This is a genomic window from Bacteroides nordii (genome assembly GCF_019930665.1).
Classification (GTDB): Bacteria; Bacteroidota; Bacteroidia; order Bacteroidales; family Bacteroidaceae; genus Bacteroides; species Bacteroides nordii.
Window position 1 is genome coordinate 56,667 of record NZ_CP082886.1, and the last position, 26,085, is coordinate 82,751.

Below are 26,085 nucleotides of genomic sequence, written 5' to 3' on the forward strand. Positions count from 1 at the left end.
GTTAAGTATCCGGGATAGTATTTAAAATCTTTTTCGACAAAAATGCCTGTATGACTCCCCGGAGGAAAAGGTAGACCAGAAAGGCCAGCCATAAAGCATGATTTCCCATTTGGGCATGAAAAGCATAATAGGTGACGAAGAAACTTACGGAAGCCACAAGCATCGAGGCAAGCATTTGCCGGGTGGCTGTGGCTCCGATAAAGATGCCATCCCAGAGGAAAGCGGAGAAACCTGCCAGCGGGATGGCAAGTACCCAATAAAAATAGTTGCCTGCTTCGTCGATCACTGCAGGTTCATTGGTCAGTAGTTCGAGAAAAGACTTGCCCCCGATAGCATAGAGTAGCGTGAAGACAAGTGAAAGCCCTATACCCCAATTGAATAATTGGCGTACGGTTTGATGTAGTGCTATCCGGTTACGGGCACCAATGTATTTACCGGCCAATGCTTCTCCGGCATAGGCGAAGCCATCCATAATATAAGAGAAGAGAGTGAATAACTGCATCAGAAGCGTGTTCACTGCAAGTACAATTTCACCTTGTGCTGCTCCGGCCGAGGTGAAATACAGGGTGACAATCACCAGGCAGAGTGTCCGAAAGAATATGTCCCGGTTTACAGAGAAAAAACGGGACATGGCTTGCCTTTGCCAGATTCCTTTGAAAGTGATACGTTTCCGTAGTGGTTTATAATAATGTATCCATAGCAGCAACGCCATGAAAAAGCCGGCATATTGGGCAATGAGAGTGCCAAGGGCAACACCTTCCACTTTCATCTTCAGCAGGTAAACAAAGCTTAGGCTGGCTGCAATATTTACTATGTTTTGCGTAATGGCGATATACATCGGGAATCGGGAGTTCTGCATGCCGATAAACCATCCGGCGAAGCCATAAAGTCCGAGCATGGCAGGTGCTCCCCATATACAGATATGAAAATAAAGAGTGGCAAGTTCTTGTACTTCCCGGCTGGTCTTAATGAAAGTAAAAGCCGTTTTCTGGATAGGATATTGAAGTAATAACAGGCAAAAGGCGATGAATAACCCTACGCCAACAGAACGTAATAGCAGACGGGTTACCTCGTCCAGATCGCGTTTTCCGTAAGCTTGTGAGGTCATTCCGCTTGTACCCATACGCAGAAACCCAAAAATCCAATAAATGATATTGAACAACAGGCCACCTACCGCAATGGCTCCGATGTAAGCTGGTGCTCCTAAATGTCCCACAATAGTGACGTCGATCAATCCCAGTAATGGGACTGTAATATTGGAAATGATAGAGGGTATCGCAATCTCAAGGATACGCTTATTTCCGTTATTGATGGATCTCTTTTTGCTCATTCTGAGGACAAAGTTAGATTAAAAAATATATATCATGAAATTTAACTGAACAATAACTCTATTTAATTGGTTCGTACTGAAAAGATGAGAATAAAATCTTATCTTTGCAAAGTCCTTAACTAAATAAGTATTAATGAAATGAGAGCCTTAACTTTACTTTTTACTTTCTTGATTTCTTTCCCGCTTACACTTTCGGCACAGGCTGCCGGAGATGTGTTGCAGAAGGTTTCGGAAGCGATGGCTGCCGAGCAATGGGAACAGGCTGTCAGCTTGTTCCGTCAGGCTATTCAACTCAATGTTGACAAGTCTGAGATGTTTTATTGGACAAGTGTGGACAAGAATAGCAATGTCAGTGCTAAAATGGCTCAGGAACTGACGCTTCATTACAAAAATGCACGAAACTACGATAAGGCTTATCTGTTTTGTAAAGAGCTTCTTCAAAAGTTTCCTAATGATGTGAAATGGCTTCTGACTTGTGCAGAGACAGAAGTGTGTAGAGGGAAAGAAGAAGAGGCTTTGCAGACCTATCAGAAGGTGCTCTCACTGGATGCAAATAATCTGGATGCTAATATCTTTGTCGGTAATTATTATTATCTGAAAGCTGAACAGGAAAAGCAACAATTGATGCGTGATTATAAGAAGATCAATTCTCCCACCCGTATGCAGTATGCTCGTTATAAGGATGGGTTGAGCCGGCTTATGACTGAAAGATATGGTAAAGCGAAAGAATATCTGCAGAACGTAGTCCGCCAGTTTCCATCAACAGAGGTGATGAAAACGCTGGAGAAAATAAGGAAGCTGGAGGTCGAAATGAAGTAAGCGGAGCGGGCAGAGAGGTTCTTGTTAGCGGCTTATTATATGTCATATTGTACCTCTTTGAATAGATAGGTTCGTTCCGTTCCGATCTGATCTTCAAGAATAAGCCGTCCGTCCGGTTCTACACGCAGCAGGCGGGCCAGAAACTTTCCATTGGCATCGGTGTATCGGTGAAATCCATCTTTACGGAAAAGAGATCCGGCATATCGGTCGGCTATGAGAGTGTTTACACTTTCGTTTTCTGTTTGTAGTAACGCATAGTAGTCTTTTATCCGTCTCATGATAGAAGCTAATATCTGTTCGGGGCTGTAAGATTGTCCTGTGATTTGTTTTAAGGATACCGGGTTGGGAGCCGGACTGGTGAATGTTTCTTGGTTGATATTGACTCCGATACCCGCAATGCTCCGGCTGATATGAGTTCCTGTCAGATCATTCTCGATAAGCATGCCGCAAATTTTCTTGTCTTTCCAATAAATATCGTTCGGCCATTTGATAGAAACATCAGAAACATGTATGTCCAGTTCTTCTTTGATGGCCAAAGAGATAATTTGGGAGAGCAGGAATTGTTTGCGGGCTTTCAGGAAGGTAGGATAGAGGACAAAGCTGAACATCAGGTTTTGTTCCCTCTCGGATTCCCAGCTATTCCCACGTTGTCCTCTACCCGAGGTTTGAAAATCCGTAGTAACAGTTGTCAGTTCTCCGACACATTGCTTGTTGCAAAGATCATTCAAGTATTTATTAGTTGACTCTGTCTCTTTCAGATAAACCAGAGAAACGGGAAACGATTCAGGGAAGTGCATCATATTCGGCACGCAGTTTTTTAGTGAACTTTTTTAAAACCTCTTCGTAGGAATGGTCTATCAGATGTTCTATCAGACGATCGTCTGCATCCTGATCAAAGCAGACACTGTTCCAGTATTTCTTATTGAAATGATAAGCCCCGTTGACAGCAGAATAGCGCTCACGAAGCTCGATTGCATATTCCGGATCACACTTTAGAGAAATACTATTAGCTCCCTCCAGATCGATCAGGGCAAACATTTTATCCATCACCTTCATAACGAGTGATACGTCATCAAAAGGAAAACATTCTGTTACTCCTTTTTTGCTCAGGCAATACTCTCTTGCTTTTTCTACATTCATACGCTCAAAATAGAGGCGGATAAAACGCCTCTTTTATATGTTCTATTTTAAAATTTCCTGCTTTGCCTACCGCTGTGATAATATCGAAACGCACGGGTACATCAAGCTGAAAAGTCCTGATATAGGTATCTGCCGCTTTTACAGTATGCCTGATTTTCTGCACAGTAACGGCATCTTCCGGTTGCATGACAGTTGTATCACTACGGGTTTTAACTTCCACTACTATAAGTTCATTGTCTTTGGCTGCCACAATGTCAAGTTCAAGATGTCCTTTCCGCCAGTTCCGATGACGAATGACATACTCATTCTTTTCCAGATAGGCTACAGCGGCATCTTCACCGGCTTTTCCTAATTCATTGTGTGAAGCCATAGATTTAGTAGTTAGAATTCATAAATTGGCAGTTAATATGCAAAAATACTCTTTTTATTCTTTGTTTTTACAGAAGTAAAAGTAAATTTGCAGAGAATATGGGAAAGAGAGCTAAAAAAGGCTTTAAGATGCATGTTGAACTCACTAAGCGTGAGCGACGAATGAGCATTTTACTAAGCGAAGATGAACAGTTGATTGTAGATCGTTATTTAGAGAAATATAAGATAACGAACAAATCACGTTGGCTTCGTGAGACAATTCTCATGTTCATCCATAAAAATATGGAAGAGGATTATCCTACTCTTTTTGGTGAACACGATATGAGGCGCTGAAATCCTATGCTGGACGATACTTATTTTATGAAACAAGCGCTCATAGAGGCGCAAAAGGCTGCCGACAGAGGGGAAGTGCCTGTGGGGGCTGTGGTTGTTTGTAAAGAGCGGATTATTGGTCGCGCTCATAACCTCACTGAAACCCTGAATGATGTAACTGCCCATGCCGAAATGCAGGCGATCACTGCTGCTGCCAATGTTCTTGGTGGTAAATATCTGAATGAATGTACGCTATATGTCACAGTGGAACCATGTGTGATGTGTGCCGGAGCCATTGCCTGGGCACAAACAGGAAAACTTGTTTTCGGAGCAGAAGATGAGAAACGTGGTTATCAGAAGTATGCCGCACAGGCATTGCATCCCAAAACAATAGTGGTAAAAGGTGTATTGGCCGATGAATGTGCTGCTTTGATGAAAGAGTTCTTTGCGGCAAAAAGGGGATAATGTTATAGGGTTATAAGGTTATAACTCCCCTTGTTTCCTATTTTATTTCTTCGAAATCAACGTATTCCCCCTCATCTTTAGCGAATATCTTTTTGTGTCTCCGAGGCTGAAAATCATCTTCTGTCACGCTTTCCTCCTCTTGTTCTCTTCTTTGGGAGTTCTGTTGTTGCTGTCTTTCGTTCGTAGTGGTATAAGTACGTGTGTTAGATGTAGAGCGACGTCCGAAGCCGAAGAGAGCCCGCAAGATACTTCCTACAATTGAAACGCCAATAACAAGGATGGCTATTATTAGAATAAAAAAGAATCCAAGAAGATTAAACATGAGCTATTAGTTTTATACGTTGTTTGAAACTGATAGTACAACAAACGTGCCAAAAGGAATGTTTATCTATTTTTTCTTGTAAAAAGTGAAAGTATGATATACCACAAGATGATAGCCGCAAATCCACTAACACCTAAGAAGATCAATAAGGGAATACATACGATTAAAAAGATAAAACTAATTTTATTGTCTTTCCAGGATAAGCTCTTGAATTTGAGAGAGAACATGGGAATCTCTGATACCAATAACCATGAAAAGAGCATGACTAATAGCAGGATATATACAGGATGGCAACTTTCGGATACAAGAAAGTCATGGGCGCCATAGATTAAAGCACCCCAGAATAATGCATTAGCCGGAACTGGCAAGCCGATAAAAGAACTGGTCTGGCGCGTATCGTTATTGAATTTAGCTAACCGTAACCCCGAAAAAACAGAGATAAGAAAAGCTGCATATGGCAGATAGGGGGCAATCACTTCGATGTTTGCCGGATAGTGCATTTCTTTTAATAATGAAAAGATAACGAATGAGGGTGCCACACCAAAACTAATATCATCGGCCAATGAATCAAGGTCTTTTCCGATAGGAGAGTGTGCGTTGAGAGTACGTGCCAACATGCCATCAAAGAAATCGAAAACAGCACTTAATATAATAAAGGTAAGAGCTAAGTCATATCGTGCTTCGAAAGCCATGACAGAAGCAATACAACCGGAAAAAAGATTCAGGCAGGTTACTGCATTGGGGATATAGTTCTTTAGGGCATTTGCCATTGTGACAGTTTTTTATTTCAGTTTGGCGATAACCGTCTGGTTACCGGTGGTTAATTGTCCCATGGTAACACAGACTTCCGTACCCAATGGGAGATATACGTCTACACGGGAACCAAATTTAATAAATCCCATATGTTCGTCAATATAACATTCTTCACCTACTTCTGCGTAAGTAACGATGCGGCGGGCTAATGCACCGGCAATTTGACGTGCCATGATTTCCACTCCTTCGGGAGTTTCAATAACTACCGTCGAACGTTCATTCTCTGTGCTGGCTTTAGGTAACCAGGCTTTCATAAACTTACCATTGTGATGGGCTACCTTCTTTACGGTTCCGTCTACCGGATACCAATTGGCATGCACATTCAATACACTCATGAAGATAGATATCATGAGGCGGCGGTCATGGAAGTATTCGTGTTCGTCTACTTCTTCAATTACCACAATTTTTCCATCCGCCGGCGCAACGACGATCTTCTCGGTTTCTCCTCCGAAAAGACGCTTCGGACAACGGAAGAAGTTTACCATCAATCCGTAGACAATGATACTAGCCAGAGCTACCAGATAGAATGGTATTTTACAGTCTATTCCCCAATAAAGGGCCGCATTGATTAGCAGCAGAAAGATGATGCCTCCCCACAGAATATGAGTACCTTCACGGTGAATACGTATTTTTTTTAATTTCTTTAGTCTGCCCATGTGCGCTGTTTAATGATAATTGTCTGCAAAAATATAGTTAATTTAAAAATCCAGCAAGTAAATGAGCATAGAAATACAAATGTTGATAACTTTTTGGGCATTATTTTTGTTAGTAACCCCAGAGATTGTAATTTTATGGCTCAAAATCATCAACCTATTCATTATGCAGGATTTCGTTCACTTACATGTTCATACCCAATATTCTCTATTAGATGGTCAGGCCAGCGTTAGTGCTTTGGTAGATAAAGCCATGAAAAATGGGATGAAGGGAATTGCCGTAACCGATCATGGAAATATGTTCGGTATCAAGGAGTTTACTAATTATGTCAATAAGAAAAATGGTGGACCGAAGGGGGAGATAAAGGATCAGAAAAAACGTATTTCCGCTATTGAATCCGGTAAAGTGGAATGTGAAGACAAGGAGGCCGAAATAGCGATCTGTAAAGCTAAAATAGCTGAAGCTGAGGCCAAACTGTTTAAGCCCATCATTGGTTGTGAGATGTATGTGGCCCGTCGCACGATGGATAAAAAAGAGGGAAAGCCGGATCAGAGTGGTTACCACCTGATAGTATTGGCAAAGAATGAAAAGGGCTATCATAACCTTATTAAGTTGGTATCGCATGCATGGACTGACGGATATTATATGCGTCCACGTACCGACCGGAATGAGTTGGAGAAATATCACGAAGGTTTGATTGTCTGTTCGGCCTGTTTGGGTGGGGAGGTGCCTAAAAAGATAACACAAGGTCTGTTGGATGAAGCTGAGGAAGCCATCCAATGGTACAAGAACCTTTTTGGAGAAGATTATTATCTGGAGCTTCAACGCCATAAGGCTACTGTCCCTCGCGCCAATCATGAAGCGTATCCATTGCAGGTGAATGTAAACAGTCATCTCATCGAATATTCTAAAAAATATAATGTGAAGCTGATCTGCTCTAACGATGTTCACTTTGTGGAGGAAGCACATGCAGAGGCACATGACCGTCTTATTTGTTTGAGTACGGGTAAAGATCTGGATGATCCGAAGCGTATGCTTTATACCAAGCAAGAGTGGATGAAAACGCGTGAAGAGATGAATGAGCTCTTTGCCGATGTGCCTGAGGCTTTGAGTAATACGCTTGAGATTCTTGATAAAGTAGAGTATTATTCAATAGATCATCCTCCTATTATGCCGACTTTTGCCATTCCCGAAGAGTTCGGAACAGAAGAAGGATATCGGCAGAAATATACAGAGAAAGATCTTTTCGATGAATTTACGCAGGACGAAAATGGAAATGTAGTGCTGAGTGAAGACGCAGCACTGGATAAAATAAAGCGATTGGGGGGATACGACAAATTATATCGTATCAAACTGGAAGCGGATTATCTGAAGAAGCTAACATTTGACGGAGCAAAGAAATTCTATGGAGAACCGTTAAGTCCGGAGATAAAAGAGCGGCTCGTGTTTGAGTTACATATTATGAAGACGATGGGTTTTCCGGGTTACTTCCTGATTGTACAGGACTTTATTGCAGCGGGACGTAATATGGGAGTTTCTATTGGTCCGGGACGTGGATCGGCTGCCGGTTCGGCTGTAGCATATTGTTTGCAGATAACGAAGATTGACCCGATCCGGTATGACTTGCTGTTTGAGCGTTTTCTGAATCCGGATCGTATTTCACTGCCGGATATTGATATTGACTTTGATGATGACGGTCGTGGAGAAGTACTTCGTTGGGTAACAGAAAAGTATGGGCATGAGAAGGTGGCACATATCATTACATACGGTACGATGGCCACAAAGTTGGCTATTAAAGATGTAGCGCGCGTACAGAAACTTCCTTTGTCCGAATCGGACCGTCTGGCAAAGCTCGTTCCCGATAAAATCCCTGAAAAGAAATTAAACTTGCGCAATGCCATCGATTATGTACCCGAACTGCAAGCAGCCGAGGCGTCGCCTGATCCGTTGGTGCGTGATACCTTGAAGTATGCCTTAATGCTGGAGGGTAACGTGCGCGGTACGGGAGTACATGCTTGTGGTACGATCATCTGTCGTGATGATATCACCGATTGGGTACCGGTAAGCACCGCGGATGATAAGGAAACGGGCGAGAAGATGCTCGTAACCCAGTATGAAGGTTCGGTGATTGAAGATACCGGATTGATTAAGATGGACTTCCTGGGCTTGAAGACTTTGTCTATCATTAAGGAAGCTGTTGAGAATATCCGTTTAAGTAAGAATATTGAACTGGATATTGATACGATTTCTATAGAGGATCCTGCTACTTATAAATTATATAGTGACGGACGAACCATCGGTACGTTCCAGTTTGAATCTGCGGGTATGCAGAAATATCTGCGTGAGCTGCAGCCTTCTACTTTTGAGGACCTGATTGCCATGAATGCTCTTTATCGTCCGGGTCCTATGGATTATATTCCTGATTTTATTGATCGTAAACACGGACGTAAACCGATTGAGTATGACATTCCTGTGATGGAGAAATACCTGAAGGATACTTATGGTATTACTGTGTATCAGGAACAGGTGATGCTCTTGTCTCGTTTGCTGGCCGACTTTACCCGCGGTGAATCCGATGCCTTGCGTAAAGCGATGGGTAAAAAGTTACGTGATAAGCTGGATCATATGAAACCGAAGTTCATTGAAGGCGGACGGAAAAACGGACATGACCCGAAAGTCCTTGAGAAGATTTGGACCGACTGGGAAAAGTTTGCTTCGTATGCGTTTAATAAATCGCATGCTACTTGTTACTCATGGGTGGCGTATCAGACAGCTTATCTGAAAGCGAACTATCCTTCGGAATATATGGCTGCCGTTATGAGTCGAAGTTTGTCTAACATTACTGATATCACAAAGCTGATGGATGAGTGTAAGGCGATGGGAATACAGGTACTTGGTCCGGATGTAAATGAAAGTAACCTTAAATTTACGGTAAACAGGCATGGTGATATTCGCTTTGGATTGGGAGCTGTGAAAGGAGTAGGGGAGTCTGCAGTACAAAGTATAGTGGAAGAGCGTCGGGCGAATGGCCCGTTTAAGGGGATTTTCGATTTTGTGCAGCGTGTCAATCTGAATGCTTGCAATAAGAAGAATATGGAATGCCTGGCACTTTCGGGTGGTTTTGATAGTTTCCCTGAACTGAAACGTGAACAGTTCTTTGCTGTAAATTCGAAAGGAGAAGTGTTCCTTGAAACGCTGATGCGCTACGGTAACCGTTATCAGGCAGATAAAGCTGCCGCGGTGAATTCATTGTTTGGTGGAGAAAATGTGATTGATATCGCTACTCCTGAGATTCTTCCTGCCGAACGTTGGGGAGATCTGGAGCGACTGAATAGAGAAAGAGATTTGGTAGGAATTTATCTTTCTGCACATCCGTTGGATGAATATACTATCGTACTTGACCATGTCTGCAATACGCGTATGGCTGAGCTTGAAGACAAGTCTGCGCTCGTCGGCCGGGAGATAACAATGGGAGGAATAGTGACCAGTGTGCGTCGGGGGATCAGTAAGAATGGTAATCCATATGGTATTGCCAAGATAGAAGATTACTCCGGTTCGGCAGAGTTACCGTTTTTTGGTAACGACTGGGTTACTTTCCAAGGCTATCTGGGAGAGGGAACTTTCTTGTTCATTAAAGCCCGTTGCCAACCCAAACAATGGCGTCCCGAAGAATTGGATATCAAAATCACTTCCATGGAATTGCTTCCTGATGTGAAGGAGAAACTGGTTGAAAAGATAACAATCCTTGTACCGTTGTCTGTCTTGAATTCGGCCATGGTTGCCGAATTGTCTTCATTGACAAAAGACCATCCCGGGAATACCGAGCTCTATTTTAAAGTGACGGACAGGGATGAAAAGATGCATGTTGATTTGATATCCCGTCCGGTAAAACTATCTGTAGGGAAAGAATTAATCTCTTATTTAAAAGAACGACCCGAACTTGAGTTTCGGATAAATTAAGTATATTTGCACCGTAGCATTGGAGGCTATAACCTTCCGGCTACCAATTTCTAACTATTAACTTTTAAAATTATGGCTTTAGCAATTACTGACAGCAACTATAAGGAAATTCTTGCAGAAGGGAAACCGGTTGTTGTTGACTTTTGGGCCCCCTGGTGTGGTCCTTGTAAGATGGTAGGTCCTATCATCGACGAATTGGCAACAGAGTTTGAAGGACAGGTCATTATCGGCAAATGTGATGTCGATGAAAATAGTGACATGGCCGCAGAATATGGTATTCGCAATATTCCTACTGTTCTTTTCTTTAAGAACGGAGAGATTGTGGATAAGCAGGTAGGTGCTGTGGGCAAACCTGTTTTTGTAGAGAAAGTGAAGAACTTATTATAAGCTTTCAACTTAACAAATTAAGATTATGGGACTGGAAGACGATTTTTTACTCGCTGATGCCGATGATGAAAAGACCATCGAGTTCATCAAAAATTATTTGCCTCAGGAATTGAAGGAAAAGTTCTCGGATGATGAGCTTTACTATTTTCTTGACCTGATTGATGAATATTACTCAGAAAGTGGTATTCTGGATGCACAACCCGATGAAGATGGCTTTATTGACATTGATTTGGAAAAGGTGGTGGACTACATCGTGAAGGAGGCTAAAAAGGATGAAATGGGTGAATTTGATCCTGAAGAAATGCTGTTTGTAGTTCAGGGAGAAATGGAATATGGAAACTCTCTGGGACAAGTGGAGTAATTCGTCTCCGGATTTTCTACAGTGAAACCCCGTTAAAGTTCTGATAAAGCTATTAACAGATAACTTTAGAAGGAAACGCAGATTAACGCAAATTATCGCAGATCAGAACTTGATCTTTGCGATATATTTGCGTTAATCTGCGTTTTTATGATGGCTGAGTTTACTTGTGGAGTTATATTTCTTCCAGTGCATAATACTGGTAGTCTCTCAATAATGTTTGCAGGAATTTCTCGTCGTTCCCTTCCGTTTGCTTAATGGATAGCAAGGAACGAACTTTCTCTGCCAATAACCTGACACGACGCGGGCGGTCTTTTTTGCCCGATGCCAGTGTTTTGGTTATTACATTGACCTGTTCCAGAGATAAGTCGGCTGCTGATACATACACCGGGTGATAACCTTTGGTCAGATAATCATATTCGTCAAGGCTGACTTGTATTTTCCGGTAGTTCTTTTCTTTTATTACCATAGTGCCGGCGGCAAGGTCGCCCAGACGTTGGTGATTCTTGGTGAGCAGAATGAAAATGACCCCTAAACCTCCTGTAATCGGTAAGTCTATGGGGAATAATAACCACCGGAGTAAATAAGAGCTAAGACTTGGTGTTGATCCATCCGCCTTGACTACCCGTATATTGAGAAGCCGTTTTCCTAAACTCTGTCCACGATTGAATATTTCACAAAGGAGCGAATAAGTAAGAATCGGCGCATAGATAATCAGGAAAAAGAAGAAAACGGAGAAACCGGAAAAGGCATGTACATTGAGGTAAGCTAACGTGAGACTAAGCCCTACTGCATATATAAATAAGAAGGTATAATCGATCAGCAGAGCAAGCATACGCTCGCCAAGACTCGCAGGCGTTTGGCTGATGCGTACGAACTGTCCTGTAATAATGGTGGATTCTGCCATTTCTTTTTAAACATTTTTGTGATTCCGTTGCAAATATATCATATTTCTCTTACTTTTGCTTCGGATTCGGACAAAACTTCTATCCGGACTCCCCTAAACAATGAAAGAAGTTACGTTTATCCGCCGGAACATTGAAAAATGGAAAGAGACAGAGAAGGTTGTGGAGAAAGCTGACAAGCTTAATCCGGACCGGCTTGCCGACGCATATACGGAACTGACTGCCGATCTGGCTTTTGCCCAGACACATTATCCTTCTTCGCGTATCACGATTTATCTTAATAATCTGGCTTCGGCCCTCCACAATGTGATCTACCGTAATAAACGGGAGAAGTGGACACGTATCATTACTTTCTGGACGCGCGAAGTGCCTCAGACTATGCACGATGCCCGTAAGGAGCTGTTGGTGTCTTTTCTTATCTTTGCTGCCAGTGTGGTTATCGGTATTATCTCTGCCTGGAATGATCCGGACTTTGTACGGCTGATACTGGGCAATGGCTATGTAGATATGACACTTGAAAACATTGCCAACGGTCAGCCGATGGCAGTATATAACGGTTCGGAAGAGATGCCGATGTTTCTGGGTATTACGCTGAACAATATCATGGTGTCTTTCAACTGCTTTGCTATGGGTTTGCTCACAAGTTTCGGTACCGGATACATGCTTCTTTCCAATGGAATCATGTTGGGAGCTTTTCAGACTTTCTTTTACGGAGAAGGGTTGTTGGCCGAATCCATGCTCGCAATCTGGTTGCATGGAACGCTTGAAATATGGGCTATTATCGTGGCGGGGGCTGCCGGGTTGGCTTTGGGAAATGGCTGGCTTTTTCCGGGGACTTACTCCCGTGCAGAGTCTTTCCGCCGTGGAGCGAAGCGGGGATTGAAAATAGTAATAGGTACAGTTCCTGTGTTTATTATGGCGGGGTTTATCGAAGGGTTTCTCACCCGTCATACCGAGTTCCCTACAGTGTTGAGGTTAGGTATTATTCTTCTTTCACTTGCATTTATCATATTCTATTATATTTATTTACCAAACAGAAAGTCATATGGAATCACAGAAAGCTAGAATTGTATTGTATGCGAAGCGTACCTTTGGAGAGAAGATGAACGCCTCGTTCGATTTTATAAAGGAGAACTGGAAGCCTTTGTTTAAGTTTACAACTTACCTTCTATTGCCTTTATGCCTTGTGCAGGCGTTGAGTTTGAATAGCCTGATGGGCAGTACCATGAGCCTTTCCTCTAACATACAGGCTGGTAGCAGTAATCCGTTAGCTATATTCGGGGCTATGTTTTGGGTAAATTACGGAGTAACCATTCTTTGTTATATGATTGGTGTGATTCTGCTTACCGCACTGGTTTATACATTGATGAGGACTTACAATGAGCGCGAAGAACGCCTCGAAGGTATTACTCTTTCTGCCTTGCGTCCTTTACTGATGAAGAATATGGGCAGGATGCTGAAGCTGACTTTATTCTTTTTCATGTTGTACCTTGTTACTTTGGCAATAATAATAGGGCTGGTTGTATTGACTCCATTTACTTTGATCATCACGATCCCTTTGTTGGTAGCTTGTGGTATTCCCATGGGACTGTTTGCTGCGATCTATCTGTTTGAAAACGTGAGTATCGTAACAGCTTTCCAAAAGACGTTTCGTTTAGGGTTTGCCACTTGGGGAGGAGTCTTTCTCATCATGTTGATTATGAGTTTCATTGCCAGTATTCTGCAAGGTATTACTATGTTACCCTGGTATGTGGCTACGATCGTGAAATATTTCTTTGCCATGAGTGAAGGGGGCAATGTCGTTACTGTATCTCCACTCTATAGCTTTTTCCTTTATCTGTTGGGTATTTTGCAGACCTTCGGTACCTATTTGTCAATGATCTTCTCACTTATTGGTCTGGCCTATCAGTATGGCCATGCTTCGGAAGTGGTGGATAGTGTTTCTGTAGAAGAGGATATTGATAACTTCGACAAGCTCTGATTTTCTTTGGATGACTGCACCTGCCGATACTTTAGTTTATGACACCGCAACCGTTGCTATTTGGCAAAGTGGTTCTGAATACGACTATAACCGTGAATTACAGACCCCCGAAGTCGATCTGATCGGGTGGCTCAATTTGTGGTTAGGGAAGCTGTTGCAGAAAATATTTGGCAGCAAGTTTGCCGAGCAGTATACGGAGATTGTGCTGGCAGGCTTATTTATACTTATAGTACTGTTGTTGATCTGGTTCCTATACAAAAAACGTCCGGAACTCTTTATGCGTTCCGGAAAGAAGTTGGCCTACCGTGTCGAAGAGGATACCATTTACGGGATCGATTTTGAGAAGGAGATAAGTACAGCTATGCTGCGCAATGAGTACCGGGAAGCGGTGCGCTTGCTTTACCTGCAGACACTGAAACAATTGAGTGATGCTGAAAAGATAGATTGGCAGCCTTATAAAACCCCGACAGAATATACTTATGAATTAAAGCCGAATGCATTGCGGACTCCTTTCCGGGAACTGACCAACCGCTTCCTCCGGGTGCGGTATGGTAATTTTGAGGCAACCGAAGCACTTTTTCATGAGATGCGGACTTTGCAGAGAGAAATAGTGAAAGGAGGCGTGTCATGAAAACCAGCCATTGGTTTACTCTTATTATAGTCGCCCTTCTGGCAATAATGTTTCTGGTAGAATACAATTTGCCTAAGAAGTTTGTCTGGAATCCTACTTTCAGCCGGAACGACTATCAACCTTTCGGATGTGCCATTTTTGATGATGTGGTGGCTGGTTCCTGGCCTAAAGACTATTACATTAGTGACTGGACTTTCTATAACTTCGCGAATGATACGACAGGCGAACCTTTGGCAATACTTGCTGTGGCCCAGAACTTCCGCTTTACAAAAACCGACAGGAAGGCAATCATGAGTCTTGCCGAGAGAGGAAACAAAGTGATACTGGCAGCTACTGCTTTCTCTTTGTCGGATACATTGGGATATGATATGACGTACACCTGGTTCCGTCCGTCAGAACTGAAGAAGGCTGTCAGTGAGTTCAATCGCCGTGATACACTTTATTGGCTGCCCGATTCTGTCAGTTCTTACCCGGAAGCGAAGTTTAAGTTCTATTCCCATCTCTGCAATGTATACTTCACAAAGTACGATTCACTTTCCATCCCGTTGGTGAGAAGAAGATGCAATGCTGTTTCCGGGGCCGGAGATTCGATCGCTTTGTCTCTTAATGACGGGATACGGAAAGCATTGAAAGATTCTTTGCCTCAATCACAGGATTCGGCACGATTGGCTGAGAATCTGCCCTGTGGTCCGGTAGCTATTCGTCGTCCGGTGGGAAAGGGAGAAATCATTCTTATTTCCACTCCCTTGCTGTTTACCAACTACGGGATGCTGGATGGAAACAATGCCGCTTACATTTTCCGCCTGCTTTCTTTGGCAAAAGACTTGCCTTTGTATCGCACGGAAGCCTATACCAGGGCAGAATATGAACAGCAATCGCCGTTCAGGTATTTCCTCTCTCAGACGGCTCTTCGCTGGGGATTGTACCTTACCATGTTTACGATTCTGCTTTTTATGATATTCACTGCACGGCGGCGTCAAAGGCCGATACCTGTTATTCGTCGGCCGGAGAATAGGACGTTGGAGTTTACCGAGTTGATCGGTACACTCTATTTCCAGAAGAAAGGGCATGGCGACCTCATCCGCAAGAAGTTCACTTATTTTGCTGAGGCCTTGCGGCGTGAAATACAGATAGACGTAGAAGATGATAGCAATGATACGCTCCTTTGCCGCAAGATAGCAGGCAAGACGGGACTGGAAGAGGAGAAGATTGCCAAACTGTTTGCCGGACTTCGCCCCATTGTCCGGGGAGAGCGGGAAGCTTGGGAACAAGAGATGAAAGACTATATAGATGGTATGAATGAAATATTGAATCGGATATAACAGATAGATTATGAATGATACGAATGAACCTTTAGCAGAAGTAACACCTCCTGCCCTTCCTTCGGAAGAAGTACAGAGCGAGGCTCCACGTACTGATCTGACCCTTTTCGGAGAGAAAATAGAAGCTCTTAAGTCACAGATTGCTTCTGTCATAGTGGGGCAGGAACATACTGTAGACTTGATACTTACAGCCATTCTTGCCAATGGGCATGTACTGATAGAAGGGGTGCCCGGTGTAGCAAAAACATTGCTTGCCCGCCTGACCGCCCGCCTGATTGATGCTGACTTTAGCCGCATTCAGTTCACTCCTGACCTTATGCCGAGCGATGTGCTGGGGACTACGGTTTTCAATATGAAAACAAATGAGTTCGATTTTCACCGCGGCCCTGTGTTTGCCGATATGATACTTGTGGACGAAATAAACCGTGCTCCTGCCAAAACGCAATCCGCCCTCTTCGAAGTGATGGAAGAGCGTCAGGTGAGTATTGACGGCACTACTTACCGGATGGGAGAACTTTACACGATCCTCGCCACCCAGAACCCTGTGGAGCAGGAAGGAACGTATAAGCTTCCCGAAGCCCAGCTGGACCGTTTTCTGATGAAGATAACCATGGATTATCCATCCTTGGAAGAGGAAGTCGATATCTTGGAACGTCATCATACAAATGCCGCCTTAGTCAAGCTGGAAGATGTCCGTGCAGTAATCACCCGTGATGAACTTCTTACGCTTCGTCACCTGATGGACCGGGTATTTGTAGATCGCACGTTGTTGCAGTATATCGCTCTTATCGTACAGCAGACCCGCACCAGTAAAGCCGTTTATCTGGGAGCTTCGCCTCGTGCTTCGGTAGCTATGCTGCAATCTTCCAAAGCCTATGCTCTGTTGCAAGGACGTGACTTCGTAACCCCGGAGGATATTAAATTTGTTGCTCCCTACGTGCTTCAGCACCGTCTTATACTGACAGCCGAAGCAGAAATGGAGGGCTACTCTCCGGTCAAAGTAACGCAACGACTGATTGATAAGGTGGAAGTTCCGAAATAGCGCTTCCCGCGCGGGGAGGTACGCCGGGCGATGATAGCAGAATAATAGTCCGTAGTGTAAAGAGTAACTCCAACTGTAAATTGTAAATTGCAAAATTGTAAATAAGTAAATCCTTATGTTCCTATCTCGTCGCTTTTACATGTTTTCCATTCTTGTTATTCTGCTGTTATGCGGAGGATACCTGTTTGGTTCTTTGTTCCTGTTTGGACAGATAGCATTGTTTTTGCTTGCCCTGGCAGTGGTGGCAGACGGATTTCTTCTTTATCGTACGAAGGGTATCGAGGCTTCCCGGCAGTGTGCCGACCGCTTTTCTAATGGTGATAACAACGAGGTTAAATTAAGAGTGGAGAGCCGTTATCCGTTCCCGGTCCATCTGTCGGTAATAGATGAAGTACCTGTGATCTTTCAGCAGCGTGATATCTGTTTCAAGCTCTCCCTTGATAGCGGACAGGCAAAGACGATTGTTTACAATCTGCGTCCCAACCATCGCGGTGTATATGATTTCGGAATGATCCGTGTGTTTGCCTCTACCCGCCTGGGATTAATCGAGCGTCGCCTGTCCTGCGGTAAACAGCAGAAGATAAAAGTATATCCTTCCTATCTGATGCTTCATCGTTATGAACTGCTTGCTATGAGCGATAATCTTACGGAATTGGGAATCAAGAAGATCCGGAGAGTAGGACATCAGACCGAATTCGAGCAGATAAAAGAGTATGTAAAAGGGGACGATTACCGTACTATCAACTGGAAAGCTAGTGCCCGGCGGCATCAACTGATGGTGAATGTATACCAGGACGAGCGTTCGCAGCAGATATACAATGTGATTGATAAAGGACGTGTGATGCAGCAAGCCTTTCAGGGAGTGACATTGCTGGACTATGCCATCAATGCCTCTCTTGTGCTCTCTTATGTTGCCATGCGCAAGGATGACAAAGCCGGACTGGTTACTTTTAATGAGCGTTTCGATACGTTTGTTCCTGCCTCCAAACAGGCGGGGCAGATGCAGACCTTGCTTGAAAGTTTGTATGCACAGGAGACGACGTTTGGAGAAACGGACTTCTCGGCGCTTTGTGTGCATTTGGCCAAACATGTAAATAAACGGAGCCTGTTGGTGCTCTATACCAACTTCGGCAGTCTTGGCGGTATGAACCGGCAATTGGCATATTTGCAGCAGCTTTCCCGGCAGCATCGTCTGTTGGTAGTGTTTTTTGAAGATGCTGATCTGAAAGAGTATATCTCGAAGAAACCGGTAGATACCGAAGGGTATTACCGGCAAGTCATTGCCGAAAAGTTTGCGTATGAGAAGCGTCTCATTGTCACTACGTTAAAACAAAACGGTATCTATTCCGTACTCACTACCCCCGATAAGTTATCTATTGATGTGCTCAATAAATATTTAGAGATGAAATCCAGGCAGCTTATTTAAGCCGCTCCACGGAAAAAGATTGAAAAAACAGGAAAACAAACAGGAAGAAATCTTAATCTTATTAAAAGAATTATTATATTTGCAATTGACATAATACTCGTCTCTCTTCCTTTAAGATTTATCCCTATTATCGGAAATGATACACGTATGTTGCCAGTCAAGACGCCTCTGCAATTATTGGATATGACATACGTATGTATCTGAAACTAATGCACTTACGCCTACGATAAAGACAAACTTGATGTCACCCGTTATGACATGCTGATGTTACCTGTTGTGACATCACGATGTCACCCGTCATGACATCACGATGTTACCGGGCATGACATCACGATGTCACCGGGCATGACATCACGATGTTACCGGACATGACATCACGATGTCACTGAGCATGACATCACGATGTCACTGAGTACGATATTATTAATATCATAAAGTATGACATTGTTAGTGTCATAAAGTATGACATCAGTATATCTCTGAAAGCAGAACAACTGTGCCGTTTAATATACCGCACAGACATTATAAACAATTAAAAAGCAGACAAGTTATGCAGAAATTCAATCTTGTGCAGAAGGGCGTTCCGGCAAAGCCGGATGCACCTAAAAAGTGGTATGCTGTCCCTCAAACCCGGGAAGCTCAAAGTGTTAAATCAATGACCCGTTCGGCCACAGAGAACACCAGCACTGCTCCCATCGAAATGGAAGCCGCGCTGGATTTATTAGGGAAGTATGCTACCGAACAGCTTTTGCAGGGGCATAGCGTGAAAGTAGGTGATCTTGGTACACTGCGCATTACCTTCAAAAGTGATGGAGTGGAAAATATCAACGATTTTAATGCCGGGGTGATGATTAAAAATCCCCGTATCCTGTTCACTCCCTCCAAAGAGTTCAGACAGAACGTTATCCAGCAACTCAAATATCAGAACGGGGGCGTGCTGGAAGAAGGTGTAAACTATGCCTCACTGACCGATTACCGCAAGGCAAAGGGGATTTCAACTGGTGGTAGCGGCTCCGAAGGCGGTGAAGGCGAAGGGGAGGATCCTTCGGTATAATAGCCTGTCGGAACGTGATGCCGGGCTTCACGAGGTAGGATTATTAAAAAGCAGATAAACGTAGGTTTCCGAAGATAAGAGACGAGGATGCAATATGCTAAAATCATCTTCTTATAGATGGAAACCTACGTTTATCTGCTTTTTTGATCTACTGCCATCTCTGTTTTCGATCTACTGCCACTTCCTAAAGCCCGGTACTACTCCTGTGGCAAATTCTCCTCTGATTATCTCAGTGACCGGAAGAAGTAGATGGCCATCCCGATCAGTAGCAATCCGAGTGCTCCATACACGAGCCGTGCACGGGAGCGTCCTATCCGTCGTACTACAGCCTGTGCATTGTGTGCGGTAAAGAACCATCCCCAGTTGAGCACTGCGGCAAGCAATGAAAGGATACCTGCCAGGGCAAACAGTCCTAAGATGAAATAATGCGGTGTCATCGGTGTTAAAGAATAATTTTCCGGCTGCCGCCTTCCAGTTCTTCTATCGTCACCTTTACAGCATCGCCCGGCAGAAGCTCTTCCACCAGTTCCGGCCACTCGATAAAACAGAGGGCGCCACTATAAAAGTAATCCTCATAACCCATATCATACACTTCACTCAGCTTCTTGATACGGTAGAAGTCGAAATGATAAATCAGTTCTCCGTTTTCATCCGAACGGTATTCGTTGACAATAGCAAAGGTAGGGGAAGTAATCACATCCGAAACACCCAATTCCTCACAAAGAGCTTTTACAAAGGTTGTTTTTCCTGCTCCCATCTTTCCGTAGAGGGCAAACACGGTATTATCACCCATCGCATTAATGAACTCGCGGGCGGCTTCGTGTATCTGATCTAATGATTCAATTTTTATTTCCATAAAGTTATTGATGATTTACTATTTGACAATTTACTATTTACTATTTGGCTGCGCTGTACTGAGCAAGACTTCAGATTTAGTCTATATTATGACAACATTCTGCTGAAACGCAAATGATCGCAGATTTTCGCAGATTAAATGGCTGCGCTGTACTTGAGCGATGATATGCTTTGTGTGAATCTGTGAGTTTCTGCGTTTCAATACTAATATCCTATAATCTTGAACGATTACTTCTCTTACTACTATCACCACCTGTCGAACCTCCCCGTGCGGGAAGCACCGGGAAGCGCCGCCTATTTGGGTTTTAGGGTGATGAGGGGGATGATCATTTCTTCCATGGAGATACCTCCGTGCTGGAAGGTATTGGTGTAATACGATACATAGTAGTTGAAGTTGTTCGGATAGGCCAGGAAATCATGTCCGCTGGCAAAGATGTACTTCGTGCTGACGTTGGGCGATGGCAGCAAAGCATCTGCCGGACGGCCGATCTCAAACACCTGTTTCGGGTTATAGGACATATTCCGTGATAGCTTATAGCGCAGATTCGTATTAATCTCTCCGTTATTGGCCTGTACTTTGATCGGATTGTCCACGCGGATGCTACCGTGGTCCGTGGTGACGACTATGCGTACCTTCCGTGCTGCAAGTTCTTTAAGCAGGTCGCGTACCGGCGAATGGCGGAACCAGGATAGGGTAAGACTACGGTATGCAGCCTCTGTCGAAGCCAGTTCTCGTATCATTTTGCTCTCCGTCCGTGTGTGACTTAACATGTCTATAAAGTTGAATACTACCACGTTCAGGTCATTCTTCATCAGTTGTGGAAGTTGGGCCACAAGACGCTCTCCGGCAGACGCATCGTTGATCTTATGATAAGAAAAGGTGTGCTGACGGCGGAAACGGTCGAAACAAGTCTGTATCAACGGAGCCTCGTTGAGGTTTTTACTTTCTTCCTCATCCTCGTCCACCCACAGGTCGGGAAACATGCGTGCGATCTGATCCGGCATCAATCCGGAGAAGATCGCATTGCGGGCATACTGCGTGGCAGTGGGCAGGATGCTGAAATAGAGCTGTTCCTCGAACGTAAAAAGCTCGGATAGCTCGTTGGCAACGACGCGCCACTGGTCATAACGGAAGTTGTCCAGCACAAGGAAAAACACCTTCTCCCCCTGGTCCAGCAGAGGAAAGACAGTACGTTTCATCACGTCCGGACTCATCATGGGAGCTTCCTGCACAGCATTTCCTTTGCGCGTGGGGTCCATCGTCTTCATCCAGTCGATATAGTTTCTCTTGATGAACTTGGTGAAGGCCGTGTTTGCTTCCGTTTTCTGCATGGAAAGCATTTCGCTCATGGGGCTGTCACTGGCTTCCAGTTCCAGTTCCCAATAGACGAGGCGGCGATAAAGCTCCACCCAATCATCGGCAGTGAGAGAGTCATTGATCTGCATGACTATCTTGCCGAAGTTCTGCTGATAGGCTGTTTGCGCTACTTCGGAAACAATGTCACGGCGGTGCAGATTCTTCTTTAACGAAAGAAGTATCTGATTGGGGTTGACGGGTTTGATCAGGTAGTCGGCTATCTTGCTGCCGATAGCCATATCCATGATATTCTCTTCTTCGCTTTTGGTTATCATGATAACCGGTACGGTCGGAGAGATATCTTTGATCTGTGCCAGCGTTTCAAGGCCGCTGATGCCGGGCATATTCTCATCAAGGAAGATGAGATCATAGTCCGTTTCACGGCAACGGTCGAGGGCATCCTGTCCGTTACTGACGGTATGTACCTCGTAGCCTTTCGACTCGAGGAAAAGGATATGGGGACGGAGAAGGTCTATCTCGTCGTCTACCCAGAGTAATCGGTCATTCTTCATCTTGATATCTAGACATTTACTATTTAGCTATTTACTATTTACTATTTACTATTTGGCTGCGCAGTTATTATTGCTATTATTATTCCGCTACCATTGTCTGTCGCACCTCCCCGTGCGGGAAGCACCGCCTGTCGAACCTCCCCGCGCGGGAAGCGCCGCCTAGAAGTAGTTGGTGCCGGGGGATTGTTGTATCTCTTCGCCTTCGTCCTCTTCTGCCGGGGTGGTTTCATCGACGGGTGGAAGGTTCAGTAAGGGTTCATCCAGTGTACTTCCATCGATGGGTACTTCTTCCTCCGTCGGATAAGGATCGAACGTCTTCTTATAGAACACATCATAATCGTCGAAACTATAGAATTGGTTCATCAGTTCATAATTGGTTTCTGAGATAAGGACAGCCCTCATTCCGCTGAGACGTTCGTTCATATGCGGATCAGCGTAAAGTTGGCGTTGGTAATACTGTGCCTCCTCATAGTTGGCAAATGAACGGATGACGAGTCGTCCGATACCCCGGTCGTGGGAGAAGGAGAGGTCAAAGTTCTTCACCATGAAGGATGAGAAGTTGTAACGGGCTACTTCGTAAAGCAGTTGGTTCTCGTTTACTTTTCCTTCTTCGTAGGCCAGTATGAATAAGTAAGGCGTATTCCGTTCGGCAGTAAAGACGTGCGTACTGTCCATTCCGGCTATACGCGTACTGTCTGCCAGGCCTTCCGCACTTCTGCGCGACCAGATACTACCAAAGGAGATACTGCCTTCTGCCAGCAGACGTCCTTCCTGTACCCCTTTCAGGATGTGGGCGGCAAGATCGGTGATCTCATTTTCCGGGTACTGTTGCACAAGCTCCTTCAGTTCAGCCAGGAATTGCTTCTGATCCCCTACCTGCAAGGCACTTACAGCATGCAGGAACATAAATTTCGGACGATGCTGTCCCATTGGATATTTGTTGAAAGAGTACTCCGCATTGGCCACTACCTGTTTGTAATTGCCTGCCATGTATTCCTTATAAGTATTGGCATAAAGCGAATCTTCCAGGTGCTTGCCATGTACGGCGATGTAGGCAAAGTCAGGATCGGCGAGCATCTTGGCATACTTACTATCCGGGAAACGGTCTATAAGTTCCTGCTTGTAAATGTTGGCATCTGCCATGCGATCCATACGTCCGAGCATGAGGTAAAGATTATAGTATGCCACATCCAGTTGGCCGAAGTCCGGGAAGTTATGAACCAACCGTCCGAGGGAATGCTCAGCGCGAGGGAAGTTCTCCATTCTGTCTTTGAATATCATTCCCATGTTGAACAGACCGTCTGACAAGATCTCGTTAGAGGCAGCCATTGCTTCCTCCGTCAATGGAATCTGTTGCAGGTAGAAGATCGGATTCTTTTCGTCGATGGCAGCGGTAGAAGTCGTATCGGCAGGAAGCTGAGAATCATTCTCTTTATTGCCTGCCGCATCTCCCTGTATAGGAAGCGTCGCATCATCACCTGCCGCATCTTTATTATCATCGCCTGCCGCATCTCCCTGCGCGGGAAGCGCTTCATCGTAGTTGACCGGCTCGAAATCGTCCAGGGCAACCACTGTTTTGTTTCTCCGCCGCCAGTTATCTTCCAGTTTGCGTCGTCCCCACAGCCGTTGGAAGTCAGCTTTACCTTGTGTTACTGCTTGCGAATTATAGAAATACCAGGAGTCATCTCCCGTAGGTATTGTAGGTTGCGTTGTAGTAGGTTGTTGTGGGGCATTGGCGGCATTTTCGGCAGCAATAGACTCACGCAATGCATCCCGTTCAGCCTCTTTTGCCAGCCGTTTCGCCTCCTCTTCTTTCCGGATGACACGGGCTATCAATGTGTCGATCACCACCATCCGTGCGGCACTATCCAGTGATGCCAGATGTTGCAGGCTGTCCTGCAACTCCACAGCAGTAGAGTAGGGCACCAATTCGTCCAGTATTTCAGAACGCTTTGTGATCTCTTCATATTGCGCATGCGTCTTCTCCAGCAACCCGATAGCGTCGGAGTAAGCGGTTTGTGCTTCCACATACCGCCCCATCTCCCAGCAGAGGTTGCCCAGCGTGAGTTGCAGAATCCCTTTCTCCACCCCTCCGCGTGTACTCTTCTCTACTCCTAAGTCATATTCCTTAATCGCCTGTACCGTATCCCCCACCGCCAGGTAAATATTCCCCAGTGCATAATAAATCTGATCCAGGTAATCCTTATTCTTATCACTCCGCGTCATGCGTCGCAGCTTATCCGTCGCCTTCTTTATTTCCGCCGCCTGACGCACCTCCCCGGCCGGGAAGGCCTCTGTTTGACGGATACGTGCATTTAGCTCCATTTCGTAGGGAGGGCTCATTTTGATAACCTTTCCGTAAGCCTGATAGGCTTTGGCGGGATCTTGCAGAAGCTGGTATACTTGTCCCAGGAGATAGTATTGGCGCGCCTTCTGCCGCTTATTCTTTTCATTTTTGATAGTAGTAAGCAGATGCGGGATTGCTTCCCGGTAGCGTTGGCTACCCAGCAGATAATGCCCGTAAGTTCGTGAATAGGCAGGAGCGAGGGTATAGGGCAGGCTGTCGTTATTTACTTTTAGAAGAACATCTTCTGCATCATAATACCATCCCATCTGTGTATAACACTGGGCAAGCCAGATACGCGCTTCTGCTGTAATTTTAGGTTGACCGGTATATAGGCGCGCAATGTATGAGAAAGTTGCAGCCGCTTCGGGAAAGTCTCCTTTCTGAAACTGTGCTTTCCCCATTAACATCCAGGCCTTGTGCAGGAAAGGGTTGAATTCCCGGCGTGCCAGCCATTGTTTGTACTCTTCCGTGTAGCGTTTACCCTGTTTGCGTTGAGGCTTCCGTTTGATGGAATGTACTGCGATAGCCTTCTGGGATTTTTCTATAGCCCGTTCAAAATCACCACTGCCGGTTCCCACAGTTGATTTATTGCCAATAGGATAGAGTGGGATCATCTCCATATAGTTGTCCTTGTTGCCCTGTTCAATGGCTTTGCATCCCGATTTGTATGCTTCATTTCCGTTAAAGTACACGTTATACCGGGTAGTCATTGCATGATAAAAACGGCTTCCCGCTGTGTTCTTCTTGGTAGAACAGCCGGTAAATAATATACCAATGATAAATAATGTACCAATGTGCCAATGTGCCAATGTGCCCATTACCTTACGGATCATAGTACGACCCATTGCCTTGCGGATCATGGCGCAGCCAATTGTCACATTGTCACATCGGCACATTGGCACATTATTCACATGATTCATCTTTTTATCACTTTGCATACGGCATAAATTAGGATGGATACAAATATGATGGAGGCTCCCGAAGGTACTTTCCAGTGATAAGAAACGAACAATCCACCCAGGCATCCTAAAAAACCGATGCCGATAGACAACCAGATGATCCGTTTAAAGCTATAAGTGAACAGATTGGCGGTCATTTGCGGAATGGTAAGTAATGAGATAGCCAATACAATACCGACCATGCGCAGGCAAGAAACAATTGTCAGTGCTATGAACATCATCAGCAAATACTCAAATACTGCTACGGGAATTCCCTGGGAGCGGGCAAATTCGCGGTCGAATGCTACATAGATAATAGGATGGATGAACAGGCAGAAGAAGATGATAAGCACTATAGCCAGTAATCCTAGCATTAGCAAGTCCCCTCTTGTGATGGTCAGGATATTGCCAAACAAATAGGCTGATAAATCCGGAGCAAATCCGGGTGAGAGAAAACTGAACATAATACCCAATGCCATTCCGAGTGTCCAGAATACTGCAATGGCAGAGTCTTCACGCATATCTTTTCGCTTACTGAGCCACTCAACTCCGAAAGCCGATAATACCGAAAACACGGCAGCCGAAAGAATGGGCGATATACCTGCAAATAACCCCAGGCCGATACCACCGAATGAGGCATGTGTAATTCCTCCGCTGATAAACACCAGTCGGCGCGTCACTATGTAAGTGCCGATAATACCGCAGGCTATGCTGGCCAACAGGCTACCCAGGAGGGCATGTTGAAAAAAGGTATATTGTAACAGATCCATTCAGATACTTAACTTA

At 44.6% G+C, this 26,085-nt stretch carries 26 protein-coding genes; 13 read left to right on the forward strand and 13 right to left on the reverse strand.

Features of this window, described 5'->3' with window-relative positions:
• Window position 1: 1 nt before the first annotated feature.
• Complete coding sequence (locus tag K8P02_RS00155) at window positions 2-1,330, reverse strand: MATE family efflux transporter (RefSeq protein WP_223381837.1); 1,329 nt, start codon at window positions 1,328-1,330, stop codon at window positions 2-4.
• A gap of 138 nt (window positions 1,331-1,468) precedes the next feature.
• Between K8P02_RS00155 and K8P02_RS00160 the strand changes: the two genes are divergently transcribed.
• Window positions 1,469-2,149: a tetratricopeptide repeat protein gene (locus tag K8P02_RS00160; protein ID WP_007484007.1), complete on the forward strand. Its 681-nt coding sequence runs from the start codon at window positions 1,469-1,471 to the stop codon at window positions 2,147-2,149.
• A gap of 35 nt (window positions 2,150-2,184) precedes the next feature.
• Here the strand turns inward: K8P02_RS00160 and K8P02_RS00165 are convergent, their stop codons facing one another.
• The 3 genes from K8P02_RS00165 to K8P02_RS00175 are packed head-to-tail and all read right to left on the reverse strand — an operon-like array spanning window position 2,185 to window position 3,659.
• A complete protein-coding gene (locus K8P02_RS00165; protein ID WP_025867528.1) occupies window positions 2,185-2,949 on the reverse strand; it encodes a biotin--[acetyl-CoA-carboxylase] ligase in 765 nt (254 codons plus the stop codon).
• Entirely contained in the window at window positions 2,933-3,289 is a 357-nt protein-coding gene (locus K8P02_RS00170; RefSeq protein WP_025867529.1) for an MmcQ/YjbR family DNA-binding protein, read from the reverse strand. The genes K8P02_RS00165 and K8P02_RS00170 overlap by 17 nt, the downstream gene beginning before the upstream one ends.
• Window positions 3,290-3,293: 4 nt before the next feature.
• Entirely contained in the window at window positions 3,294-3,659 is a 366-nt protein-coding gene (locus K8P02_RS00175; protein ID WP_025867530.1) for a YraN family protein, read from the reverse strand.
• Window positions 3,660-3,757: 98 nt separating this feature from the next.
• On the opposite strand from K8P02_RS00175, the gene K8P02_RS00180 reads away from it, so the two are divergent.
• The gene (locus K8P02_RS00180) at window positions 3,758-3,991 is read left to right on the forward strand and encodes a hypothetical protein (RefSeq protein WP_025867531.1); all 234 of its coding nucleotides are present in this window, start codon (window positions 3,758-3,760) and stop codon (window positions 3,989-3,991) included.
• A gap of 6 nt (window positions 3,992-3,997) precedes the next feature.
• A complete protein-coding gene (locus tag K8P02_RS00185; RefSeq protein WP_002559235.1) occupies window positions 3,998-4,435 on the forward strand; it encodes a nucleoside deaminase in 438 nt (145 codons plus the stop codon).
• Between the two features lie 37 nt (window positions 4,436-4,472).
• Here K8P02_RS00185 and K8P02_RS00190 read toward each other — a convergent pair whose 3' ends face one another.
• The 3 genes from K8P02_RS00190 to K8P02_RS00200 all read right to left on the reverse strand — a co-directional run bounded on the left by K8P02_RS00190 (window position 4,473) and on the right by K8P02_RS00200 (window position 6,226).
• On the reverse strand, window positions 4,473-4,757 hold the full coding sequence (locus K8P02_RS00190) for a DUF4834 family protein (RefSeq protein WP_025867532.1): 285 nt from the start codon (window positions 4,755-4,757) through the stop codon (window positions 4,473-4,475).
• A 62-nt stretch (window positions 4,758-4,819) separates the two neighbouring features.
• Window positions 4,820-5,527 carry a CDP-diacylglycerol--serine O-phosphatidyltransferase gene (gene pssA, locus K8P02_RS00195; protein ID WP_025867533.1) on the reverse strand — a complete coding sequence of 236 codons (708 nt, stop codon included), beginning with the start codon at window positions 5,525-5,527 and terminating at the stop codon, window positions 4,820-4,822.
• 12 nt (window positions 5,528-5,539) lie between these two features.
• Window positions 5,540-6,226: a phosphatidylserine decarboxylase family protein gene (locus tag K8P02_RS00200; protein ID WP_025867534.1), complete on the reverse strand. Its 687-nt coding sequence runs from the start codon at window positions 6,224-6,226 to the stop codon at window positions 5,540-5,542.
• Window positions 6,227-6,389: 163 nt separating this feature from the next.
• Here K8P02_RS00200 and dnaE point away from each other — a divergent pair, with 163 nt between their 5' ends.
• The 3 genes from dnaE to K8P02_RS00215 all read left to right on the forward strand — a co-directional run bounded on the left by dnaE (window position 6,390) and on the right by K8P02_RS00215 (window position 10,932).
• Window positions 6,390-10,184, forward strand: a complete 3,795-nt coding sequence (gene dnaE / locus K8P02_RS00205) for a DNA polymerase III subunit alpha (protein WP_025867535.1) — start codon at window positions 6,390-6,392, stop codon at window positions 10,182-10,184.
• 72 nt (window positions 10,185-10,256) lie between these two features.
• Window positions 10,257-10,571: a thioredoxin gene (gene trxA / locus K8P02_RS00210; protein WP_007484014.1), complete on the forward strand. Its 315-nt coding sequence runs from the start codon at window positions 10,257-10,259 to the stop codon at window positions 10,569-10,571.
• Between the two features lie 25 nt (window positions 10,572-10,596).
• Complete coding sequence (locus tag K8P02_RS00215; RefSeq protein ID WP_002559241.1) at window positions 10,597-10,932, forward strand: hypothetical protein; 336 nt, start codon at window positions 10,597-10,599, stop codon at window positions 10,930-10,932.
• Between the two features lie 172 nt (window positions 10,933-11,104).
• On the opposite strand, the gene K8P02_RS00220 is transcribed toward K8P02_RS00215, so the two are convergent.
• Window positions 11,105-11,836 (reverse strand): RDD family protein, encoded by a 732-nt coding sequence (locus K8P02_RS00220; protein ID WP_025867536.1) that lies wholly within the window; start codon window positions 11,834-11,836, stop codon window positions 11,105-11,107.
• A 100-nt stretch (window positions 11,837-11,936) separates the two neighbouring features.
• Between K8P02_RS00220 and K8P02_RS00225 the strand changes: the two genes are divergently transcribed.
• The 7 genes from K8P02_RS00225 (at window position 11,937) to K8P02_RS00255 (ending at window position 19,290) form a co-directional block, all read left to right on the forward strand.
• A complete protein-coding gene (locus tag K8P02_RS00225; RefSeq protein WP_025867537.1) occupies window positions 11,937-12,899 on the forward strand; it encodes a stage II sporulation protein M in 963 nt (320 codons plus the stop codon).
• A complete protein-coding gene (locus K8P02_RS00230) occupies window positions 12,880-13,815 on the forward strand; it encodes a hypothetical protein (RefSeq protein ID WP_025867538.1) in 936 nt (311 codons plus the stop codon). Before K8P02_RS00225 ends, K8P02_RS00230 begins: the two co-directional genes overlap by 20 nt.
• Window positions 13,816-13,825: 10 nt before the next feature.
• On the forward strand, window positions 13,826-14,446 hold the full coding sequence (locus tag K8P02_RS00235) for a DUF4129 domain-containing protein (RefSeq protein ID WP_025867539.1): 621 nt from the start codon (window positions 13,826-13,828) through the stop codon (window positions 14,444-14,446).
• Entirely contained in the window at window positions 14,443-15,768 is a 1,326-nt protein-coding gene (locus K8P02_RS00240) for a DUF4350 domain-containing protein (protein ID WP_223381839.1), read from the forward strand. Before K8P02_RS00235 ends, K8P02_RS00240 begins: the two co-directional genes overlap by 4 nt.
• A 10-nt stretch (window positions 15,769-15,778) precedes the next feature.
• Window positions 15,779-16,810: an AAA family ATPase gene (locus tag K8P02_RS00245; protein WP_025867540.1), complete on the forward strand. Its 1,032-nt coding sequence runs from the start codon at window positions 15,779-15,781 to the stop codon at window positions 16,808-16,810.
• Window positions 16,811-16,925: 115 nt separating this feature from the next.
• Complete coding sequence (locus tag K8P02_RS00250) at window positions 16,926-18,236, forward strand: DUF58 domain-containing protein (protein ID WP_025867541.1); 1,311 nt, start codon at window positions 16,926-16,928, stop codon at window positions 18,234-18,236.
• Window positions 18,237-18,786: 550 nt separating this feature from the next.
• Entirely contained in the window at window positions 18,787-19,290 is a 504-nt protein-coding gene (locus K8P02_RS00255; protein ID WP_025867542.1) for an HU family DNA-binding protein, read from the forward strand.
• 224 nt (window positions 19,291-19,514) lie between these two features.
• Here K8P02_RS00255 and K8P02_RS00260 read toward each other — a convergent pair whose 3' ends face one another.
• The 5 genes from K8P02_RS00260 to K8P02_RS00280 all read right to left on the reverse strand — a co-directional run bounded on the left by K8P02_RS00260 (window position 19,515) and on the right by K8P02_RS00280 (window position 26,069).
• Complete coding sequence (locus K8P02_RS00260) at window positions 19,515-19,727, reverse strand: immunity 17 family protein (RefSeq protein WP_002559253.1); 213 nt, start codon at window positions 19,725-19,727, stop codon at window positions 19,515-19,517.
• A gap of 5 nt (window positions 19,728-19,732) precedes the next feature.
• The gene (tsaE, locus tag K8P02_RS00265) at window positions 19,733-20,146 is read right to left on the reverse strand and encodes a tRNA (adenosine(37)-N6)-threonylcarbamoyltransferase complex ATPase subunit type 1 TsaE (RefSeq protein ID WP_025867543.1); all 414 of its coding nucleotides are present in this window, start codon (window positions 20,144-20,146) and stop codon (window positions 19,733-19,735) included.
• Between the two features lie 293 nt (window positions 20,147-20,439).
• The gene (gene porX / locus K8P02_RS00270; RefSeq protein ID WP_223381841.1) at window positions 20,440-22,014 is read right to left on the reverse strand and encodes a T9SS response regulator signal transducer PorX; all 1,575 of its coding nucleotides are present in this window, start codon (window positions 22,012-22,014) and stop codon (window positions 20,440-20,442) included.
• Between the two features lie 159 nt (window positions 22,015-22,173).
• On the reverse strand, window positions 22,174-25,281 hold the full coding sequence (gene porW, locus K8P02_RS00275; protein ID WP_223381842.1) for a type IX secretion system periplasmic lipoprotein PorW/SprE: 3,108 nt from the start codon (window positions 25,279-25,281) through the stop codon (window positions 22,174-22,176).
• Window positions 25,278-26,069, reverse strand: coding sequence for a metal ABC transporter permease (locus tag K8P02_RS00280; RefSeq protein ID WP_007484033.1), 792 nt, complete (start codon window positions 26,067-26,069; stop codon window positions 25,278-25,280). Before K8P02_RS00280 ends, porW begins: the two co-directional genes overlap by 4 nt.
• Window positions 26,070-26,085: the final 16 nt, after the last annotated feature.

Bases quoted from the DNA above. Each gene is read 5' to 3' on its own strand.
- K8P02_RS00185 (WP_002559235.1), top strand. From the start codon at position 3,998: ATGCTGGACGATACTTATTTTATGAAACAAGCGCTCATAGAGGCGCAA.
- K8P02_RS00155 (WP_223381837.1), bottom strand. From the start codon at position 1,330: ATGAGCAAAAAGAGATCCATCAATAACGGAAATAAGCGTATCCTTGAG.
- K8P02_RS00215 (WP_002559241.1), top strand. From the start codon at position 10,597: ATGGGACTGGAAGACGATTTTTTACTCGCTGATGCCGATGATGAAAAG.
- K8P02_RS00225 (WP_025867537.1), top strand. From the start codon at position 11,937: ATGAAAGAAGTTACGTTTATCCGCCGGAACATTGAAAAATGGAAAGAG.
- K8P02_RS00255 (WP_025867542.1), top strand. From the start codon at position 18,787: ATGCAGAAATTCAATCTTGTGCAGAAGGGCGTTCCGGCAAAGCCGGAT.
- K8P02_RS00250 (WP_025867541.1), top strand. From the start codon at position 16,926: ATGTTCCTATCTCGTCGCTTTTACATGTTTTCCATTCTTGTTATTCTG.
- K8P02_RS00165 (WP_025867528.1), bottom strand. From the start codon at position 2,949: ATGATGCACTTCCCTGAATCGTTTCCCGTTTCTCTGGTTTATCTGAAA.
- tsaE (WP_025867543.1), bottom strand. From the start codon at position 20,146: ATGGAAATAAAAATTGAATCATTAGATCAGATACACGAAGCCGCCCGC.
- K8P02_RS00175 (WP_025867530.1), bottom strand. From the start codon at position 3,659: ATGGCTTCACACAATGAATTAGGAAAAGCCGGTGAAGATGCCGCTGTA.
- porX (WP_223381841.1), bottom strand. From the start codon at position 22,014: ATGAAGAATGACCGATTACTCTGGGTAGACGACGAGATAGACCTTCTC.
- K8P02_RS00235 (WP_025867539.1), top strand. From the start codon at position 13,826: ATGACTGCACCTGCCGATACTTTAGTTTATGACACCGCAACCGTTGCT.
- K8P02_RS00220 (WP_025867536.1), bottom strand. From the start codon at position 11,836: ATGGCAGAATCCACCATTATTACAGGACAGTTCGTACGCATCAGCCAA.
- K8P02_RS00180 (WP_025867531.1), top strand. From the start codon at position 3,758: ATGGGAAAGAGAGCTAAAAAAGGCTTTAAGATGCATGTTGAACTCACT.
- K8P02_RS00245 (WP_025867540.1), top strand. From the start codon at position 15,779: ATGAATGATACGAATGAACCTTTAGCAGAAGTAACACCTCCTGCCCTT.
- K8P02_RS00230 (WP_025867538.1), top strand. From the start codon at position 12,880: ATGGAATCACAGAAAGCTAGAATTGTATTGTATGCGAAGCGTACCTTT.
- porW (WP_223381842.1), bottom strand. From the start codon at position 25,281: ATGAATCATGTGAATAATGTGCCAATGTGCCGATGTGACAATGTGACA.
- K8P02_RS00190 (WP_025867532.1), bottom strand. From the start codon at position 4,757: ATGTTTAATCTTCTTGGATTCTTTTTTATTCTAATAATAGCCATCCTT.
- K8P02_RS00260 (WP_002559253.1), bottom strand. From the start codon at position 19,727: ATGACACCGCATTATTTCATCTTAGGACTGTTTGCCCTGGCAGGTATC.
- K8P02_RS00170 (WP_025867529.1), bottom strand. From the start codon at position 3,289: ATGAATGTAGAAAAAGCAAGAGAGTATTGCCTGAGCAAAAAAGGAGTA.
- K8P02_RS00240 (WP_223381839.1), top strand. From the start codon at position 14,443: ATGAAAACCAGCCATTGGTTTACTCTTATTATAGTCGCCCTTCTGGCA.
- dnaE (WP_025867535.1), top strand. From the start codon at position 6,390: ATGCAGGATTTCGTTCACTTACATGTTCATACCCAATATTCTCTATTA.
- pssA (WP_025867533.1), bottom strand. From the start codon at position 5,527: ATGGCAAATGCCCTAAAGAACTATATCCCCAATGCAGTAACCTGCCTG.
- K8P02_RS00160 (WP_007484007.1), top strand. From the start codon at position 1,469: ATGAGAGCCTTAACTTTACTTTTTACTTTCTTGATTTCTTTCCCGCTT.
- trxA (WP_007484014.1), top strand. From the start codon at position 10,257: ATGGCTTTAGCAATTACTGACAGCAACTATAAGGAAATTCTTGCAGAA.
- K8P02_RS00280 (WP_007484033.1), bottom strand. From the start codon at position 26,069: ATGGATCTGTTACAATATACCTTTTTTCAACATGCCCTCCTGGGTAGC.
- K8P02_RS00200 (WP_025867534.1), bottom strand. From the start codon at position 6,226: ATGGGCAGACTAAAGAAATTAAAAAAAATACGTATTCACCGTGAAGGT.